The sequence below is a fragment of the Pseudoalteromonas sp. B62 genome (assembly GCF_037162565.1).
Classification (GTDB): domain Bacteria; phylum Pseudomonadota; class Gammaproteobacteria; order Enterobacterales; family Alteromonadaceae; genus Pseudoalteromonas; species Pseudoalteromonas fuliginea.
Genome location: NZ_JARLVB010000001.1, coordinates 472840 through 489730, shown reverse-complemented (window position 1 = coordinate 489730; position 16891 = coordinate 472840). Strand labels below are relative to the sequence as shown.

Genomic DNA, 16891 nt, shown 5'->3' with positions numbered 1-16891 from the left:
CTCTGGATAATAAATCTATCTCGAGCAGCTATTTTCAGCGCTAACTGCGTTGAATTTATATGTAATAGGCTAGCTATTGACGCGTAAATTCGCCTTGTTTTCACAGAAAATATCTGGCTAGAGAAAATAAATTTAAATATCACCATGATTCAATACGTTAGTAAATATCTTAACCAGAGTTCAGGTTAAATAAGTTTGGTTAGTTATAAAGCGCTGAAACAAAAAATCGTTTCAGCGCCTACACACTAGAACTCTATTAGTTAAACGCGTATTTAAGCGTTAAAGATGTTGTACGGCCATTAATAGCACGAGCACGGATAATGTTGTTTTCAGGTACTGAACCTTCCTCCGCTTCTGTAATACCTACTGTATCGAAGAGGTTATTTACATTAAGGGCAATGTTAAGGTTTTCAGATAAGTCATAACTTACAAAGCCATTTACTTGTGTGTAACCGTCAAGTTTAAGGTCGTTATTATCTTGTGCATATGCATCGGTAGTACCAATAAAGCTAAGGCCAGCAGAGCCTTGCTCATAGTTATAACGTGCCATTAATGAATAAATTAAATCAGCTTGACGACGCGGTGTATTACCTACTACCTCAGGAGCAAGTGCGTCTTTGGCTATTTCTGCGTCGGTCCAGGTTAAATTACCACGGAAATCCCATGCATCTATAAAGTAAGTGGATTCTATTTCGATCCCTTTTGCTTCGTATTCACGGTCAAAAAATGTTTGTGATGTTGCTTCAAAGTTTTGCTCTTCAGTTTCGGCAAAAAACGCAGTAGCAAACACTGATAATGAATCAAAGCGCTTTTTAACACCAAACTCAAATTGGTTCACTTCATCAACTGCGTCTTCTTTTGCAACAGAGCCGTCGGCGCGTACTTTACCAAATAAAAGTCGGTCGGCGTTTGCTCGCCCGCCCTTACTTATACGTGCAAACGTGGCAAGGCTTGGGTCAATTTGGTAATTAGCACCAATTGAATAAGACGAATAGTTCCAGTCATAGTTTACTGGACTTGCGTTTGCAGTATCAATTCCAGCAACATTTTGTTCCGGCACAGAGATCACACCGTCGCGGTTCATATCTACTGTTGAAGTCACTGCACCTGCGTATGTTCCGCGAGCTTCACCGCTATCGTAGCGAGCACTTGCATCAATACTGACATCACCTAGCTTAGTCGAAAATGCTACGTAAGGGGCGCGAGTATCATATTCTGTATCGTAATCACGTTGACAACAGTTACCAAATGCACTGTAAGCGTATAAACCGTTTTCAGATAACTCAGTGCCATCGGCACCTGTTACATTTAATAATGCAGCATTGTCACCCTTGAGCTCCATTACGTAAGAGTTCCATAACCACGACATAGCAATGTTTTGCGTAGATGCATAGTAACCAAATGTAAGGCTGGTATCATCGTCGAACGATTTAGTTAATTTAAAGTCATTAACTATAGAGCCGAAGTCATTCATTGTGACATCAAATGTCACCATCTTCATTGCTAAACCATCGTTAAACGCTTCACCGGTGTTCGCGTTACTCAAGGTTGCACCTGCGCCACCAATGCTTTCAGCTATTGATGTTGCACTACCGACTTGTTCTGTGAAAGGTGAATTAAAGTTACCGCTAATTGATGACTTACGGAAACGGTTTTCAATACGCCAATCGTTATCTAGATCAAATACAGCTTCAAAACCAACAGAGTCAACCTTTGGATTCATACCATCACGGATATCGCCGCTGCTAATTTGGTTTTCACCATTTAAGCGTACTGTTTTAGTAAATAACGCTGAGTGAGGGGTGTCTGATTGCGCATCAAAGCCAGCAATAGAGTCACCATTTGAGTACATTGGCATAGGAAGGTAGCCAACACTCTTATCGTCTAAGTGTTTGTAATAAAGGCGAACGTAGCCATTTTCAAAATCTTTTGTAAGGTTAGCTTTAATTTGGCCACCTTTATTAGACGTGTAACCTGTTTCGCGCGGGCCTTCGCCTTGTCGAACAAAACCACCAACATGAAAACGCACGCTATCGGTTAAGTAAGTGCCGTATTCAAAGTCTGTACGAACGCTGTCGTAATCTAAGCCTAGTGTTGTAGACACACTGCCAGATTCGTTTTCGCCATTTTTAGAGATAAAGTTAATAATGCCACCAGGTGCATTACTTGCTGCAGTAGATGCTGAGCCACCACGAATCGATTCAATTGTTTGCACCGTATTATCTAATCGCATAAAAATATCAGAATTACCAAAAGCGATGTCACCGTATTGCATTACAGGTAACCCATCTTCTTGTAATTGTAGAAATTTAGCACCGCCTGATGCTACAGGTAAACCACGAACAGCAATATTTGCATTACCTTCACCACCGGTAGATTCTGCACGAATACCCGGAATAATTCTAAACGCTTCTGCTGTTGAGCGAGGGGTAGACACTTGAACTTGTTCAAGTGATACGCTACTAACTGATACACTAGAAGCCATGATTGTTGTTCGACGTGGTACGCCGGTTACAACAATTGTTTCAAGACCTTTGTTTTGTGACGCTTCTGGTTTTGCTTGATCTGTTTCTTGTGCGTGAACGCCTTGGCTTACGGCAAGTGCTAAAGCACTGATTAAATATAAAGGTGTATTGTGTGTTGTCATGTGAACGCCTCGTTGTGTTGAGCCCGATGGGTTTGTTATTTTTACTTAATCGATTAAGTAAAAATAACAAATATTTTACAATAAGCAAATTATTTTATTATTAATTTGTTATTTATTTACCCATCTGTTGTTTTTTATAGTGTTTTTTATTGTATTAAAATACAAATTTACTCTGTAATTGGGTTACTTTCTGTTAAAGCACTTGCTGATGGGTCACGGCTATAATTAAATAACATAGCTAAAAACAGAATAACTGCAAAGCCTGTTGCTAAGTAAAATCCATAGCGTACATGGCCAAAGTAGTCGCTGATCATACCCATAAACAATGGGGCTAAGGCAGCTGATAAAGCAGTAAAAAAGAGTATAACGCCTGCTACAGCACCGTGTTGCTGCACTGCAAAACACGATATACCTTTGGAATTTAAAGTTGGGTAAACCATTGACATAAATAAACCCGAAAGCGGTAATAACACGACAGCCCAATCAACGCCTCCAAATAACGTACCTACATAGCACAATGCAATGCCAAAGCTTAAATAAGCCATAACACCTTGCCAGCTATAACGGTTTAATAACCATACCGCGATAAAGCGACCTGCTGCACGTAGTACAAAAAATATGGTTAGTGCATAGGTTGCAAGGAGTGGCCAAGAACCAGTGTAGTCTTTTAAAAGCGTAGGCATCCATACGTATATAGCAACTTCAGTAGCTACATAAAGTGCGATAGCTAGCGAAAAACCAAGGGCATACGGGTTTTTAATCATTTTCATGGTGGTTGCCAAAGAGGCTGGCTTTTCAGTTGTTTTAACAACGCTAGGGTAGTCGGCACGCCAAGCTAAAAAAGCAAGCACTAAACACATAACTCCTGCAATAATATACAGGTATGTCCAACTTACATTTTGCACGAGTAATATGCCAACCAGCGCAGGTCCTACAATGGCACCAATGCCAAAGAAACCCTCAACCTTATTCATTGTTTTAGTGTGGTCCTCGTTGCTATGTGAAATATCACCAAGTAAGGCAAGTGCACCAGTTTTAAATAAACCAATCGCTAAGCCTATACAGCAAAGGAGTACTAAAAAGAATGCAAAGCTGGTGCTAAAGGCGAATAAAAAACAACTCGCTGAAAATATTAATAAACCTAGCATAATAGTTTTTTTACGCCCAAGGCTATCGGCTAAAAAGCCTAAAAACAATCCACTAAAGGCAATGAGTGCCATAGGCGCGTAATGAAATGCACTGGCTTGGGTCATACTCAGCCCAAACTCAGTAATGAGTTCAGGGATGATCATACCTACTGCGTCAGAGGTCATGGCAAACATAAAAAACATCATGTATGTAAGCCAACGTATTTGTTGCAACGGATCGTTGCTTACGTGTGTGTGTGATTTTGTCATGTATTTTTCCTCGTTAAATGCTCTGTTAACATCCAGTAAGTCAATCAGTTACTTATTGTAGTATCATGTGAGCCACGATTTTTGTATGTAAAATTTTTAAAAATTACTTGTAAATTCTTACTCGCTAGTTAAAGATATATCTTAATCGATTAAGTTTCAACATGGTATTCACACAATGATGAAGAATAAAGTTCAATTGATCACATACGCTGATCGAATCACTGGCCAAAATATAGGCGCGCTAACCACACTTTTAAACGGCCCTTTAAAAGGCGTATTTGGTGGTGTGCACTTATTGCCATTTTACAACCCTATTGATGGCAGCGATGCTGGCTTTGACCCTATTGATCATAGTGAAGTTGATTCTAGAATAGGCACTTGGGAAGACATACAAGTATTAGGCAAAGATCTCGACTTAATGGCAGACCTAATTGTTAACCATGTATCGGCGCAGTCTTTTCAGTTTCAAGATGTATTAGCGAAAGGTAAGCAGTCAGAATTTTGGGATTTGTTTTTAACCAAAGAAGATGTTTTTCCCGATGGTATGAGCGAAGCTGAGCAAAAAGCAATTTACCGCCCGCGTCCAGGTAGTTGCTTTACCCCAATGAAGTGTGGCGATGGTAAAACGTATGATTTTTGGACCACATTTACCGACAATCAAATCGATATAAATGTAAAAGTAGAAGCGGGTGTTGCGTATTTAAATAACGTACTTACTAAATTTTCGGCTAACAATGTAAATATTATTCGTTTAGATGCGGCGGGTTACGCCATTAAGCAAGCTGGCACTAACTGCTTTATGCTTGATGAAACGTTTGGCTACCTAGATAACTTATCTAAGCAGGCAAACGATTTAGGCATGGAAACCATTGCAGAAATACATAGCCATTATCAAACTCAGGTAGAAGTGGCAAAACGCGTAAATATGGTTTACGACTTTGCGTTACCACCGCTTATTTTACACAGCTTATTTAACAACGATGTAGATGCACTGCTCAAATGGTTACAAATTTCGCCACGTAACTGCTTAACTGTACTTGATACACACGACGGTATTGGCATTATTGACGCAGGTCCAATGGGCGACAAACCAGGGCTATTAAATGCACAGCAGATTGATAACCTAGTCGAAACAATGCACGCCAACAGCAACAATCAAAGCCGCCAAGCTACGGGCGCTGCGGCGAGTAATGTCGACTTATATCAAGTTAACTGTACGTACTACAACGCATTAGGCGCTAAAGACTTTGATTACTTATTGTCGCGTGCAATTCAATTTTTTGCTCCAGGTGTACCACAAGTGTATTACGGCGGCTTATTTGCCTGTGAAAACGACATGGAATTACTGACAAATACAAATGTTGGCCGTGATATTAACCGCCCATATTTAGATGCAAATATAATTGACAAAGCCTTAAATAAGCCTGTAGTAAAAGGTTTAATTGAATTAATTAAAATTCGCAATACACACCCCGCATTTGCAGGTGAGTTTAGTGCGCAAGGTGAAGGCAGTATGTGTTGTTTATCGTGGCAACTAGATGAGCAAATTATTTCACTCACTGTTGATTTTAAATTACGCCATGCACTTATTACACAAGTGAACGGCGATGAAGAAACAACGATTAACTTAAATTCATTTTTAGCTTAATATTATAAAAGTAATTTACAAACGCCATGTAAAGCAAAAGCCAAGCTTAAGTAGCTTGGCTTTTTAACACATAAAACTATTACAAGGTTTGTAAGCTAACTACTCGCACCAATCTCTAATTCGTAACTGACTTCCTGAGTTTTTTCTTCTTTAGAAATAAATAATTCAGCGGCTATAACGCCTTTTTCTTGGCTGTTTTGATGAATGGTGGTGAGGCGAGGCACAAACCGGGCTGCTTCATCAATACCATCAAAGCCCACAATACGCAGTTCTTCACCTATTTTTATGCCTTGTTTTATTGCTTCTCGCATTGTGGCAAGCGCAATTAAATCACTCATACAAATAATAACGTTAGGACGAGGGGAAGCACTTAAAACCTCTTTAGCAGCAATATTAGCAAAACGCTCGCTACTTTCAGGAATGTTCCAAATACGATCGTCAGCTACCGTAATATTTGCCTCGCTTAAAGCGCGTTGGTACCCGCGTAAACGTTGATGCGAAATAGATTGTCCGGTTTCAAATTCGTGGTGTTCATACACGCGGCATAATACGTTTTCATCAAGTAATCTAAGCCCTAATATAGCCACTTTATCGCTTTGTTTATGCAGTACGTGTTTAGCAATTTCGTAACTTGCTTGCTCGTTATTAATATTTACAGAGGCATTGCGAGCAATATCAAAATCAATTGTCACTACATGTTTAGACACTGTTTTTAACTGCTCAACTAACGCGTTATTACGAGGGCGGCCATAACAAATAAAGCCATCTACCAAGTCGACCACGTTGTTAAGGTTATCGCTATTACCTGAAAACAATAAAACATTAATGCCGTTTTTTTCAAGCACCGAGGTAACACCGCGCATAAAGCTGCTAGCAACGGGGTCAGACACCATGTATTCCACACTATCGGGCAGCACTAAAGCAACAATATTAAATGTGCCATTACGCAACGATTGCGCGGCCTTATTAGGGCCATAATAACCAAGCTCTTTACATGCATTAAGTATGGCTTCACGGCGTTTGGCAGAGAGTTGATCTGGGCGATTAAACGCGTTAGAAACCGTCGCATTAGACACGCCTAATTCTTTAGCGATACTTTTTAGGGTCCAGCGGATTGGTTTGCTCATTAATTATTTTTAGCCATTAAACAGGGTATTAATAAATTAACATATTCAGCGAGTTAGCAAAGTAAAAAATGAGATTTTAGGGCTAATGTCGGCACTCTTTAGGGGCAATGCCAAAGGTTTGTTTAAATAAACGGCTAAAATGACTCGCACTATTAAATCCAACATCAAAACAAACTTTACTAATTGCATGACCTTGTAGCAATTGAGCGCGCGCTTTTTTAGTCTTAGCTGTTGTTGCCAAAGGGCTGGGCTAGTACCAAATGTGAGTTTAAATTGCTGATAAAATTTACTGCGGCTCATGCAGGCTATTTTGCATAAGGCATTTATGTCGAGCGTTTCATTTAAATGTTCTTCAATATAAAGCAGGGCATCACTAACGTTTGTTTTAAGGTGTGGTTTATCGCAGTTAGCCAGTAATAACTCACGGCTTTGTTGTTGTAATAAACGGGTGATCAATTCATTTAACGACAAGTCAATCAAGTAATGGCGTTGGGCACCTTGTTCGCTAAATAAATGCACAATACGCTCTAATAATTGCTGCGTTTGAATATTGTGTTGGGTGTGCACTAACTGCGGTACATATTCAAACAAGCTATCGTGTGCAAAGTTTTGCTGCATGTTAAGCGCATTAGCCACGCTCGTTATTTTGTCGGTGCTAATTTCAATGGCTAAACAGGTAGTAGGAGTGCTCATTGATGCTTGTGGAAAATCAATTAATACGCCTTGCTCTGGCGCTAATACAAACGACTCATGTGGTAAAAATGCTTTATGGTATTGGCTGCTTTCTACGTGCATTACCTTTTTGCCGCTAAGCATTGCACAAAACAGCAGTTCGTTTGAGTGCAGTGCCACCTTTTGCGCACTTTGATACGTGTCGTAAATACTCAGCTCACTGTTATCGGCCGCAAACGTGACTTTATTTTCAATTAATACATCAAGTTGTTGGCGTTTTTTGTTTAACTGAGATGTGTGCATATCAATCCTTTAGGTTTTTATTAATGTGGACTCACAGACAATTTTTGTGGACAGCTAATCAAGTTTTTAGGCGCTTGTTAGTTTAATGTCGATTAAATATAAAGCATTTTGATTTATATAAATGTTCGACCTTTAGCTAACAACAATAAAGAGAGCACACACATGATATATGCAAATCCAGGCAGCGACGGCGCACTTTTAAACTTTAAACAACAATACGGTAATTACATTGGCGGAGAGTGGGTAAAGCCAGTGAATGGCCAATACTTTGATAATATAAGCCCAGTAAACGGTAAAGTGTTTTGCCAAATACCGCGCTCAGATAAAGACGACATAGAGCTGGCACTCGACAAAGCGCATGCAGTGCGAGCGCAGTGGGGCACAACGTCGGTGGCCGACCGAAGTAACATACTGCTAAAAATAGCCGACCGAATTGAGCAAAACCTAGAGTTACTTGCCGTAGCCGAAACATGGGATAACGGTAAAGCAATTCGTGAAACACTCGCTGCTGACATTCCGCTAGCGGCTGATCACTTTCGCTACTTTGCAGGGTGCCTGCGATCGCAAGACGGCACAATAGGCGAAATAGACGAAACCACCGTTGCATATCATTTTCACGAACCACTCGGTGTTGTGGGACAAATTATTCCGTGGAACTTCCCTATTTTAATGGCTGCCTGGAAACTCGCGCCAGCACTTGCTGCAGGTAACTGCGTAATTTTAAAACCGGCTGAGCAAACCCCAGCTTCTATTTTAGTGTTAATGGAAATTATTGGCGATTTACTCCCCGCAGGCGTACTTAATATTGTAAATGGATTTGGTAAAGAAGCAGGTGAAGCACTGGCCACCAGTAAACGAATCGCTAAAATTGCATTTACGGGTTCAACGCCTGTAGGGTCACATATTTTAAAATGCGCTGCGGAAAATATTATTCCCTCTACGGTCGAGCTTGGCGGTAAATCGCCTAATATATTTTTTAATGATGTAATGGAAAAAGACGACGCGTTTTTATCCAAAGCCATTGAGGGTGCCGTGCTTGCTTACTTTAACCAAGGCGAAGTGTGTACGTGCCCATCAAGGCTGTTTATTCAAGAAGATATTTACGAGCAGTTTATTGAACGAATACTCGAACGTACCTTAAAAATTAAACGCGGAAACCCACTTGATAGCGAAACCATGGTTGGCGCACAAGCTTCAAAAGCGCAATTTGATAAAATACTGAGCTACATTGAAATAGGTAAAAAAGAAGGCGCTGAAGTACTCACTGGTGGTAATGTAGAGCAGCTAAGTGATGACTTAAACGGTGGTTACTACATACAACCTACGCTGCTTAAAGGCACAAATGACATGCGTGTGTTCCAAGAAGAAATTTTTGGCCCTGTTATTTCTATGTCGACCTTTAAAGATGAAGCCGAAGCACTCGAGCTTGCCAACAGCTCTGAGTTTGGTTTAGGCGCCGGTGTATGGAGCAGACACATGAACCGTGCTTATCGTATGGGTCGTAAAATAGAAGCAGGGCGAGTGTGGACCAACTGCTATCACATGTACCCAGCACATGCTGCGTTTGGTGGTTATAAAAAATCAGGAATAGGGCGCGAAACGCACAAACTGGCACTTGATCACTACCAACAAACTAAAAATTTATTAGTGAGCTACAGCGAAGATCCGCTTGGCTTCTTTTAAAAAATTTAAATACAACAACCACTCAGTAATGAGCGCTGCATATTTGCAGCGCTTTTTCATTTTAAGGGGTCCATTGCACCACTTACTGCTTGTTGTAATACATAAATAGGATACTAATTGAATTAAACTTTTGAAACTTCAGCGCTTTAAATAATTCATTAACTGCGTTAAAAAAGTGATTTAATAATATGAGTTTTATAAAAAGCTGATTCATAGTTAGCTAGTTGTTTACATAAGATTATTTGATGGCTAAGATAAATACATCGTAATTTATGAAACTTTACGGTCTATAAAACGATAAAGGCCTCAGAGAGAGTAACTAACTTTTTGTCAACGATATGGAGATCATTATGTACCCAAAAGAATTTTACATCCTACCCGAAGAGCTTTTCCGCCTCGGAAATGCTTCAAGTCCTCGTCTATCGAATGTTCGAGCTCGTGATGTTGATGTTACAACCGTAAATGGAATTAAGGTTATTATCGCAAACGGAAAAGGGATCAGCGTTTTCGATATAGAAGGTATCAACAATGCACCAATGACTGGTTGGGTTTGGAGGTTTCCACCGGATACCCAGCCGCCTCATGGATTGAAGATGGTTCAGGATAAGCCACACCATTACTGTATTTCGCCCACTCGGAATATGCCGGTTGACAAGTTCAAGGGACTTCTTGAGGAAATGGCCCTAAAAGCATCTCGAGTATTTAAGAAAGAAGGAAAGATTGTATGAGTCAGTTCAAGCTTGAACTTGCAGGATCAGAGCTAAAATACGTGCTAGAGGGTCTCATAGCACTTGAACAAGAAATGGCAAAAATATGTGAAACGTCAGATGACTCAGATGAGATTGCTGATGTAGGCAATGATTTGATTGAGCTGCGCTTGTTACTAAATCCTTTGAAGGAGAGAGCCATCAGTCAGTTCGGAGATAGTATAACTGATTTTTCGCGGGATGAGTTATAAGTTAAAAAGTAAGTTTGGTGTCAATACCTAATTTTAAACCAATTTAGGGTTCCAGATGACACCATCTCTCACCATTAAATTCATGATCGCTACCAGCTTTCGTATGAACGCAATGATAAATAAATCACAAAGCACAATAAGCAACACACCTACCCTACGCAAAAAGCTGAGCAATGTAGACAAAATGAAAGTAAAAATAGACTGCCCAATAGGGCGACGACAGCTGTTTATTAAAGAATGGCAAGCGATTTTGCTGTATTGAACCGGCTTTTCTTTAGGTTAAAAGTGCAATATTACGGTAATCCCCCCGAAAAATAATAGATGCCAAACGTAGAATTTTCTCTTATTGTAAACACAGGAGAAAATTATGAAAAAAGCACATTTTACAGACAGTCAAATCCTCGCCATTTTAAAACAAGCAGAAAGCGGCGTGCCTATTCCTGAGCTATGCCGTGAACATGGTATGGGCAACTCAACCTTTTATAAATGGCGCGCTAAATACGGCGGCATGGATGCGTCTTTAATGACACGAATGAAAGAACTTGAAGATGAAAATCGCCGTTTAAAGAAAATGTATGCTGAAGAGCGGCTAAAATCTGAGGTCATTCAGGAGGCAATGGCAAAAAAGTGGTAAAGGCTTCTGAGCGCAAAGTCTTGGCTCATGAAGTCGTTAGCACAAATAAAATGAGTATTGCCTTAGCCTGTCGTACTTTCATGATAAGTGAAACATGCTATCGCTATACGCCAAAACTGTCTGATGAAAATGAGAAAATTGCAGCGTTGCTATTGGATTTAAGCCAATGTCAGCGTAATTGGGGATTCGGTTTATGTTTTTTATATTTACGCAATGTTAAAGGCTACACATGGAATCATAAGCGCGTTTATCGTATTTACCGTGAGCTTGAGTTGAATCTGCGAATAAAGCCTAGAAAACGTCTAACAAGGGAGAAGCCTGAACCATTGACTGTCCCTGAGGCCATTAACGAATGTTGGTCAATGGATTTTATGCACGACCAATTATCGGATGGCAGAGGGTGTCGCTTGTTCAATGTGATTGATGATTTCAATCGCGAAGGACTCACAATAGATGCTGACTTATCACTCCCCGCTGAGCGTGTTATCCGCTCACTCAATCAAATTATAGAATGGCGTGGTAAGCCAAAAGCTATCAGGTGTGACAATGAGCCTGAATATATTAGCCATAAATTAGCAGAGTGGGCGTTAAATAATAATATTGAATTACGATTTATTCAACCAGGTAACCCGCAACAAAATGCTTATGTAGAGCGGTTCAATCGCACGGTTAGGTATGACTGGCTAAGTCATTATATTTACAGGGATATTAGTGAGTTACAAGATAAAGCAACCGATTGGTTATGGACTTATAATAATGAACGCCCTAACATGGGTATAGGTGGCATAACACCCATACAAAAACTGGAAAAGTTAAACAACGGAAATTCTACAGATAGCCTCCATTAAAAATGGGGGGATTACCTTACCGTCAACAAAGGCATGACACAGCCAAGCGAAAGTGAACGCCCAATGGCAACTGTATTGCCTTGTTCATAATATAGAAAAACTGCAAAATACGATGCATTAAGAAGGGAAAGCCCTTTTACTCTAAATAAAAGCCACTCAAACACCCGTAAATCCTTCCAAAACGCCAGTTAAAACAATACCAAACCAGCTTTTATATTCTATGAAAAATACAGTGATCGATTGAATCAAAATAGGAACTCAGCTATGGTCTATTTATCAATAAAAATAAATAAAAAACGAGTTAATCTACAGGCTCGTTATGTGCCAAGGAGTATCATGCTCAAATATTTAATCCTTTCACTGTTATTTATCAGTCAAATGGTTTTTGCTTGTAAGTGCCATCCTCCTTCCGCTGAAATGGTCATGGATGAAGCCGAAGAAATATTTATTGGAAAATTGCTTAAAACAAAAAGTTTTACAGAAACGATTTTTGAAGAACCAGAAGATTTTGTAAAATATACTTTTGAAGTAGAGAAATCTTGGAAATCTAGTCGAGGAAAAGAAATAGAAGTAACTTCATTATCACACTGTTCCAGACTTATTGGTGAAGCAGGTACTCGTTATTTAATCTTTGCGTATAAATATAAAGATACTCTTCAGTTGGCTTGTAGTTCAAAAAATCTAGATAGAAAACCTTTTAGAAAACTAAAAAGAGTCAGTGATAAATATGATGTTAATTTTCAAAAAGAGTTAGATCACATTAGCTCATTGTCTACTCTTCAGTTTAATAAAATTATGTCTGGCGGTATTTCTATTGAAGTTCTAGGTATTGACCAAGAAGAAACAGAAAATACTTCCGTTTACCCAACGACATTTACGTCTGTTTATATCAATCTAGGCTCTAATAATGGATTATATAACGGTATGGATTTCTGTCATGAAAAAGAATTCGAAAATAGTGGGAAATCTTTAACTGTATATAAAGTCCATGAAACATACTCTTTAGCTGTTTTTTCTAAAATCAGATCCGAGCATACTGTTGAAGTAGGCGAAAAGTATAAAAGCTGCGCCTTGATGTATTAGGCACATAACAACACGCCCGGAGGTGGACAGCAAGCACTAAAACTCACTTTCCACCGCAAATTTTAATAGTGGTGAACCCTTGCTTTTCAATACAGTTAAGTAAGTTGATTTATCGTAGGGCGTATGTGTTTTCCAGCACCTAAATAGGATTCGTATCCACTTAAATGCTAATGTTCTGATGATGCTATTATGAGGTTTTCCTTTACTTCTTGCTGCCAACTATCGTGGCTAAGTAACGATGCTTTACCCCAAAATGAATAACGTACAGATAATCCTGCCAATTTCACAAATGTTTGCCTTAAAATTTAGAGTTAAGCCCTTTTATCCTAAATAAAAGCCACTCAAACACCGTAATCCCTTCCAAAAAACTAATTAAAACAACACCAAACTCCCACTCTATATTCTGCATAAAATACAGTAATAGATTGAACCAAAATAGGAACTCAGCTATGGTTTGTTCATCAATAAAAACAAATAAAAAACGAGTTAATCTACAGGCTCGTTATATGCCTATAGAGGTTCTTCAAAATCATATGGAAATTCGCAATATTTCCTGGGAGCAAACAATCCCGCTTCGACAAAGTATTCTTTGGCCAAACAAGCCTCCTGAATATTGCCATGTAGATGGTGATCCTGATGCAATTCATTTTGGTACATTTATCAATGACGAACTTGTTTGTGTTGCTTCCGTATACATAAAATCACATAAAGCTCGCCTACGTAAGTTTGCTACTAAAACTGATTATCAAGGGCAAGGCATTGGCTCTCAAATGCTAAAGTTTATTCTTCAATCCCTTAATAATACGGTTGTAAATTTTTTTGGTGTGATGCTAGGGAATCAGCTTTAAGTTTCTATCAGCGTTTCGGTATGCAGCCATACGGAGAGCGTTTTTATAAAGCTGATGTTTCTTACTTTAAAATGGAAGTTGCTTTATAGTAAGTTTAAAGCGGCATATAACAAACTGTTTAAGGGTGATTCGCAGCAATTACAGCGACGCAGCAATTACAGCGACACCCATCCTAAATTTTGCACTCAGACACCCGTAATCCCTTCCAAAATACCAATTAAAACAACATTAAACTCTTTTTTATATGCTGAGTAAAAGTACAGCAATAGATTGAACCAAAATAGGAACTCAGCTATGGTTTGTTTATTAATAAAAAATAAAAAACGAGTTAATTTATAGGCTCGTTATGTTCACAGAGAGTATGATGAAAAATCTAACTATTGGCTGGTTAATACTACTTCTTCTAATGAGAGGAGTTAAGTTGACTCAGGAACAAATTGTAGACGGGGAGCTAAATGGTCTAACTATAGTTTCATCAGCGATTTATCTTTGTTTAGTAGCCGTTGCCATTTACGGCATAGTGTCTAGAAAGAATATTGGCTACTTTTCTACTTTGACCATACTAGGCTTGCTTAGTTTTGGTAGCGTGTTCGGCTTAATCTCATTGATACATACCCTGAACTATCCAGATTTCCTCGAGGAGTCTTTGTTCTGGATTATTTTAATTCAGGGTGTTGTTAGTTCTGTATTTTTTTGTGGTTGGGTTAAACACGGCAGGTTTCAAGTTGCCAAGACATAACAACTCGCCGTGAGGTGGGTAACTAGTAAAATTTAGCTATTGAAAACTTTAAAATGGTGCGCCTTTGAGCAGTATTAAATAAAACACGCATCTTAAATTATATATACCACAACATTTAAACGGATTCTTATGACTATAAAAACAAAAATAACCAATCATGTATTGCTCTGCGCTTTATTACTATCACCAATTATAAATGCTGCACAAGAACCCATTCTACCTACTACACCTGAGCAGTGGCGCAGCATAACAGAGCGCGATATTAACGCGGCTTATAGTATTACTGCACAAAATCATCCTGGTATGTTCGATGTTAATAACCCAACTTTTCCTGATTTATTAAAACAAGCAAAAACTGAGGCACTTACATTGTCGGCTCAAGCAAGCGGGCCGCAGGCGCATGTTGCGGCAATTGCACGCTTTAGTACTGTGTTACAAGATGGTCATGCTGGTGCGTTTTCAAGCGTAGATAGACCCGCGCGCCGCTGGCCAGGCTTTAGTGCTGTTTGGCGAGGAGATGCGCTAAAAGTGTATTACAGCGAAGCCAGCAATATTAGCAAAGGCGACGTTGTAAGCCAATGTGATGGGCAAAGCACTGATACCTTAATGCGTGAGAGAATATTTGAGTTTCATGGTGAAGTTGCACAACCTGGGCATTGGTGGCAGCAAGGTTGGCGGTTACTAAGTGACGAGGGCAATCCATTTTTAACTCCTCTAAAAGAATGCGAATTTGTTAAAGCCAATGGCGATACCTATACACACGTATTACATTGGTCAGTAAGGCCTAAGTCTGTCAGTAAGCATTTAGAAAATGCCTACAACGGTGATGAACTCCCCATTGATTTAACGTGGCCTGAAAAAAACATTGGTTGGATTGCTATGCCTAGCTTTTCATCAACCGATAAACAAACTACTGCCTACAATAAAGTGTTTGAAAAAATACAACAGCAACGTAGCAAGTTACTTACTGCAAAAGCCGTGGTATTAGATTTGCGCCATAACCAAGGTGGCTCATCTTATTGGAGCTCACAAATAGCAAAAGGATTATGGGGCCAAAAAGTAGTAGAGCAAAAAGCAAATAATACTTCTCAAAACACGCAAGTGTGGTGGAGAGCATCAAAAGATAATACTGACTATGTAGAGTCTTTATTGGACGTTGTAAAAGATCAATCCGAAGTACTGAAAACTCTCAAAACCGTCTCTACTGGCATGGCTTTATCACTTAAAAATGATGATCCATTTTATGTAGAGCAAGAAACTAATACGCTAAATAACATACCACAAAAGCCTTTAGTGAGTGACTTTAAAACCAAGGTGTTTGTTATAGTGCCGCCGCAATGTGCGAGTGCTTGTTTAGATGCGCTTGATAAGTTTAAGCTTTTTGAAAATACAACATTATTTGGTGCACCAAGTAGCGCTGATTCTATGTATATGGAGGTACGCTTAGCTGATTTACCTTCAGGCTTAGGCAAAGTGATTGTACCTAACAAAGTATACGTAAACAGAGCGCGAGGGGCAGGGGATTTTTACAAACCCGATGTGGCGTATAACGGCCTTGATTGGACAACCAATGTGTTGCTTGAGCAAATAAAAACGCTATAAAAAAAGCCACTTGTTGTAACAAGCGGCTTAACCTTCTAACTAGGAAATAGTTTAGAACGTGTAACGAGCACCAATTGAGTAACGCGGACCGTACTGATTAGCAAATAAGAACTGCTCTTCGTAACGTCCGTAGCCTTCTTCGGTGGCATTGTTTAAGTTTATGCCATCAAAAAATACAGTTACGTTTTCGTTTACATCGTAGTTAACGCTCATATCCCATTGGCCATACGCTTTAGCATATTGCGGAGGCGCATCAGCTGAACCTTGTGCTTGGCCTACACCAATTAGGTATGAGTCGCGCCATGCATAAATAATTTTAACTGATAGGCCGTCTTTTTCGTAAAAGCCTTGGAAGTTAGCTGAGTAACTTAAGCCTGTAAGCGGCGCTTGTTGATCAAGGCTTTCGCTATCAAATTCAACGTCGCCATCTACAAACGTCGCGTTAACACCAACACCGGTTTCACCAATTAAGTGCTGTACTGCAACTTCAAAATCATCTACCGATTTACTGTCGGTGTTTTGTGGCTGGCTAATATTCCATGTAATTAGCGGATCGTCGCTGTTTGGTTCAATAACGCTATTTGCATTGCCGTAACCGCCGACAATCATTTGTGCAAAAATAGCATCGGTTGTTGCTTGCTCACCACGTAATTCAATATCGCTTACGAAATAACAAATGGAATAAGAATAACAAAGACATAT

The 16891-nt window shown here is 39.4% G+C and carries 12 protein-coding genes and 3 pseudogenes; 9 read left to right on the top strand and 6 right to left on the bottom strand.

The genetic code is table 11. The annotated features are described in order from the left end of the window. Window positions 1–256: 256 nt before the first annotated feature. Window positions 257–2647, bottom strand: a complete 2391-nt coding sequence (locus tag P4S71_RS02005) for a TonB-dependent siderophore receptor (RefSeq protein ID WP_008139277.1) — start codon at window positions 2645–2647, stop codon at window positions 257–259. Between the two features lie 167 nt (window positions 2648–2814). Continuing rightward, window positions 2815–4044 (bottom strand): MFS transporter, encoded by a 1230-nt coding sequence (locus tag P4S71_RS02000; RefSeq protein WP_007378862.1) that lies wholly within the window; start codon window positions 4042–4044, stop codon window positions 2815–2817. Window positions 4045–4219: 175 nt separating this feature from the next. Here P4S71_RS02000 and gtfA point away from each other — a divergent pair, with 175 nt between their 5' ends. Next, on the top strand, window positions 4220–5692 hold the full coding sequence (gtfA, locus tag P4S71_RS01995; protein ID WP_337149937.1) for a sucrose phosphorylase: 1473 nt from the start codon (window positions 4220–4222) through the stop codon (window positions 5690–5692). A 95-nt stretch (window positions 5693–5787) separates the two neighbouring features. Here gtfA and P4S71_RS01990 read toward each other — a convergent pair whose 3' ends face one another. Both P4S71_RS01990 and P4S71_RS01985 read right to left on the bottom strand, forming a co-directional pair. Beyond that, window positions 5788–6819 (bottom strand): LacI family DNA-binding transcriptional regulator, encoded by a 1032-nt coding sequence (locus P4S71_RS01990; RefSeq protein WP_337149936.1) that lies wholly within the window; start codon window positions 6817–6819, stop codon window positions 5788–5790. 82 nt (window positions 6820–6901) lie between these two features. Beyond that, a pseudogene (locus tag P4S71_RS01985) lies at window positions 6902–7794 on the bottom strand (helix-turn-helix domain-containing protein). Between the two features lie 162 nt (window positions 7795–7956). Between P4S71_RS01985 and exaC the strand changes: the two are divergent. From exaC to P4S71_RS01960, 5 genes are all read left to right on the top strand, one after another. After that, window positions 7957–9477 (top strand): acetaldehyde dehydrogenase ExaC, encoded by a 1521-nt coding sequence (gene exaC / locus P4S71_RS01980; protein ID WP_337149935.1) that lies wholly within the window; start codon window positions 7957–7959, stop codon window positions 9475–9477. A 350-nt stretch (window positions 9478–9827) separates the two neighbouring features. Next, window positions 9828–10205 carry a hypothetical protein gene (locus tag P4S71_RS01975; RefSeq protein WP_337149934.1) on the top strand — a complete coding sequence of 126 codons (378 nt, stop codon included), beginning with the start codon at window positions 9828–9830 and terminating at the stop codon, window positions 10203–10205. Continuing rightward, a complete protein-coding gene (locus tag P4S71_RS01970; protein WP_007379016.1) occupies window positions 10202–10435 on the top strand; it encodes a hypothetical protein in 234 nt (77 codons plus the stop codon). The genes P4S71_RS01975 and P4S71_RS01970 overlap by 4 nt, the downstream gene beginning before the upstream one ends. A gap of 367 nt (window positions 10436–10802) precedes the next feature. Continuing rightward, a protein-coding gene (locus tag P4S71_RS01965; protein ID WP_337149933.1) for an IS3 family transposase occupies window positions 10803–11917 on the top strand; the annotation gives its coding sequence in 2 pieces (ribosomal slippage) (window positions 10803–11055 and window positions 11055–11917; 1116 coding nt in all). Between the two features lie 264 nt (window positions 11918–12181). Then, the gene (locus P4S71_RS01960) at window positions 12182–13000 is read left to right on the top strand and encodes a hypothetical protein (protein WP_337149932.1); all 819 of its coding nucleotides are present in this window, start codon (window positions 12182–12184) and stop codon (window positions 12998–13000) included. 36 nt (window positions 13001–13036) lie between these two features. Here the strand turns inward: P4S71_RS01960 and P4S71_RS23025 are convergent. Continuing rightward, window positions 13037–13302: pseudogene (locus tag P4S71_RS23025) on the bottom strand (IS110 family transposase); the annotation flags it as partial. Window positions 13303–13449: 147 nt separating this feature from the next. Here P4S71_RS23025 and P4S71_RS01955 point away from each other — a divergent pair. From P4S71_RS01955 to P4S71_RS01945, 3 genes are all read left to right on the top strand, one after another. Further along, window positions 13450–13848: a GNAT family N-acetyltransferase gene (locus P4S71_RS01955; RefSeq protein WP_337120797.1), complete on the top strand. Its 399-nt coding sequence runs from the start codon at window positions 13450–13452 to the stop codon at window positions 13846–13848. Between the two features lie 421 nt (window positions 13849–14269). Next, window positions 14270–14587 (top strand): hypothetical protein, encoded by a 318-nt coding sequence (locus P4S71_RS01950; protein WP_337149931.1) that lies wholly within the window; start codon window positions 14270–14272, stop codon window positions 14585–14587. A 129-nt stretch (window positions 14588–14716) separates the two neighbouring features. Continuing rightward, on the top strand, window positions 14717–16189 hold the full coding sequence (locus P4S71_RS01945; protein ID WP_337149930.1) for a S41 family peptidase: 1473 nt from the start codon (window positions 14717–14719) through the stop codon (window positions 16187–16189). 51 nt (window positions 16190–16240) lie between these two features. Here the strand turns inward: P4S71_RS01945 and P4S71_RS01940 are convergent. After that, window positions 16241–16855, bottom strand: a pseudogene (locus P4S71_RS01940) (TonB-dependent receptor); the annotation flags it as partial. Between the last annotated feature and the right edge of the window lie 36 nt (window positions 16856–16891).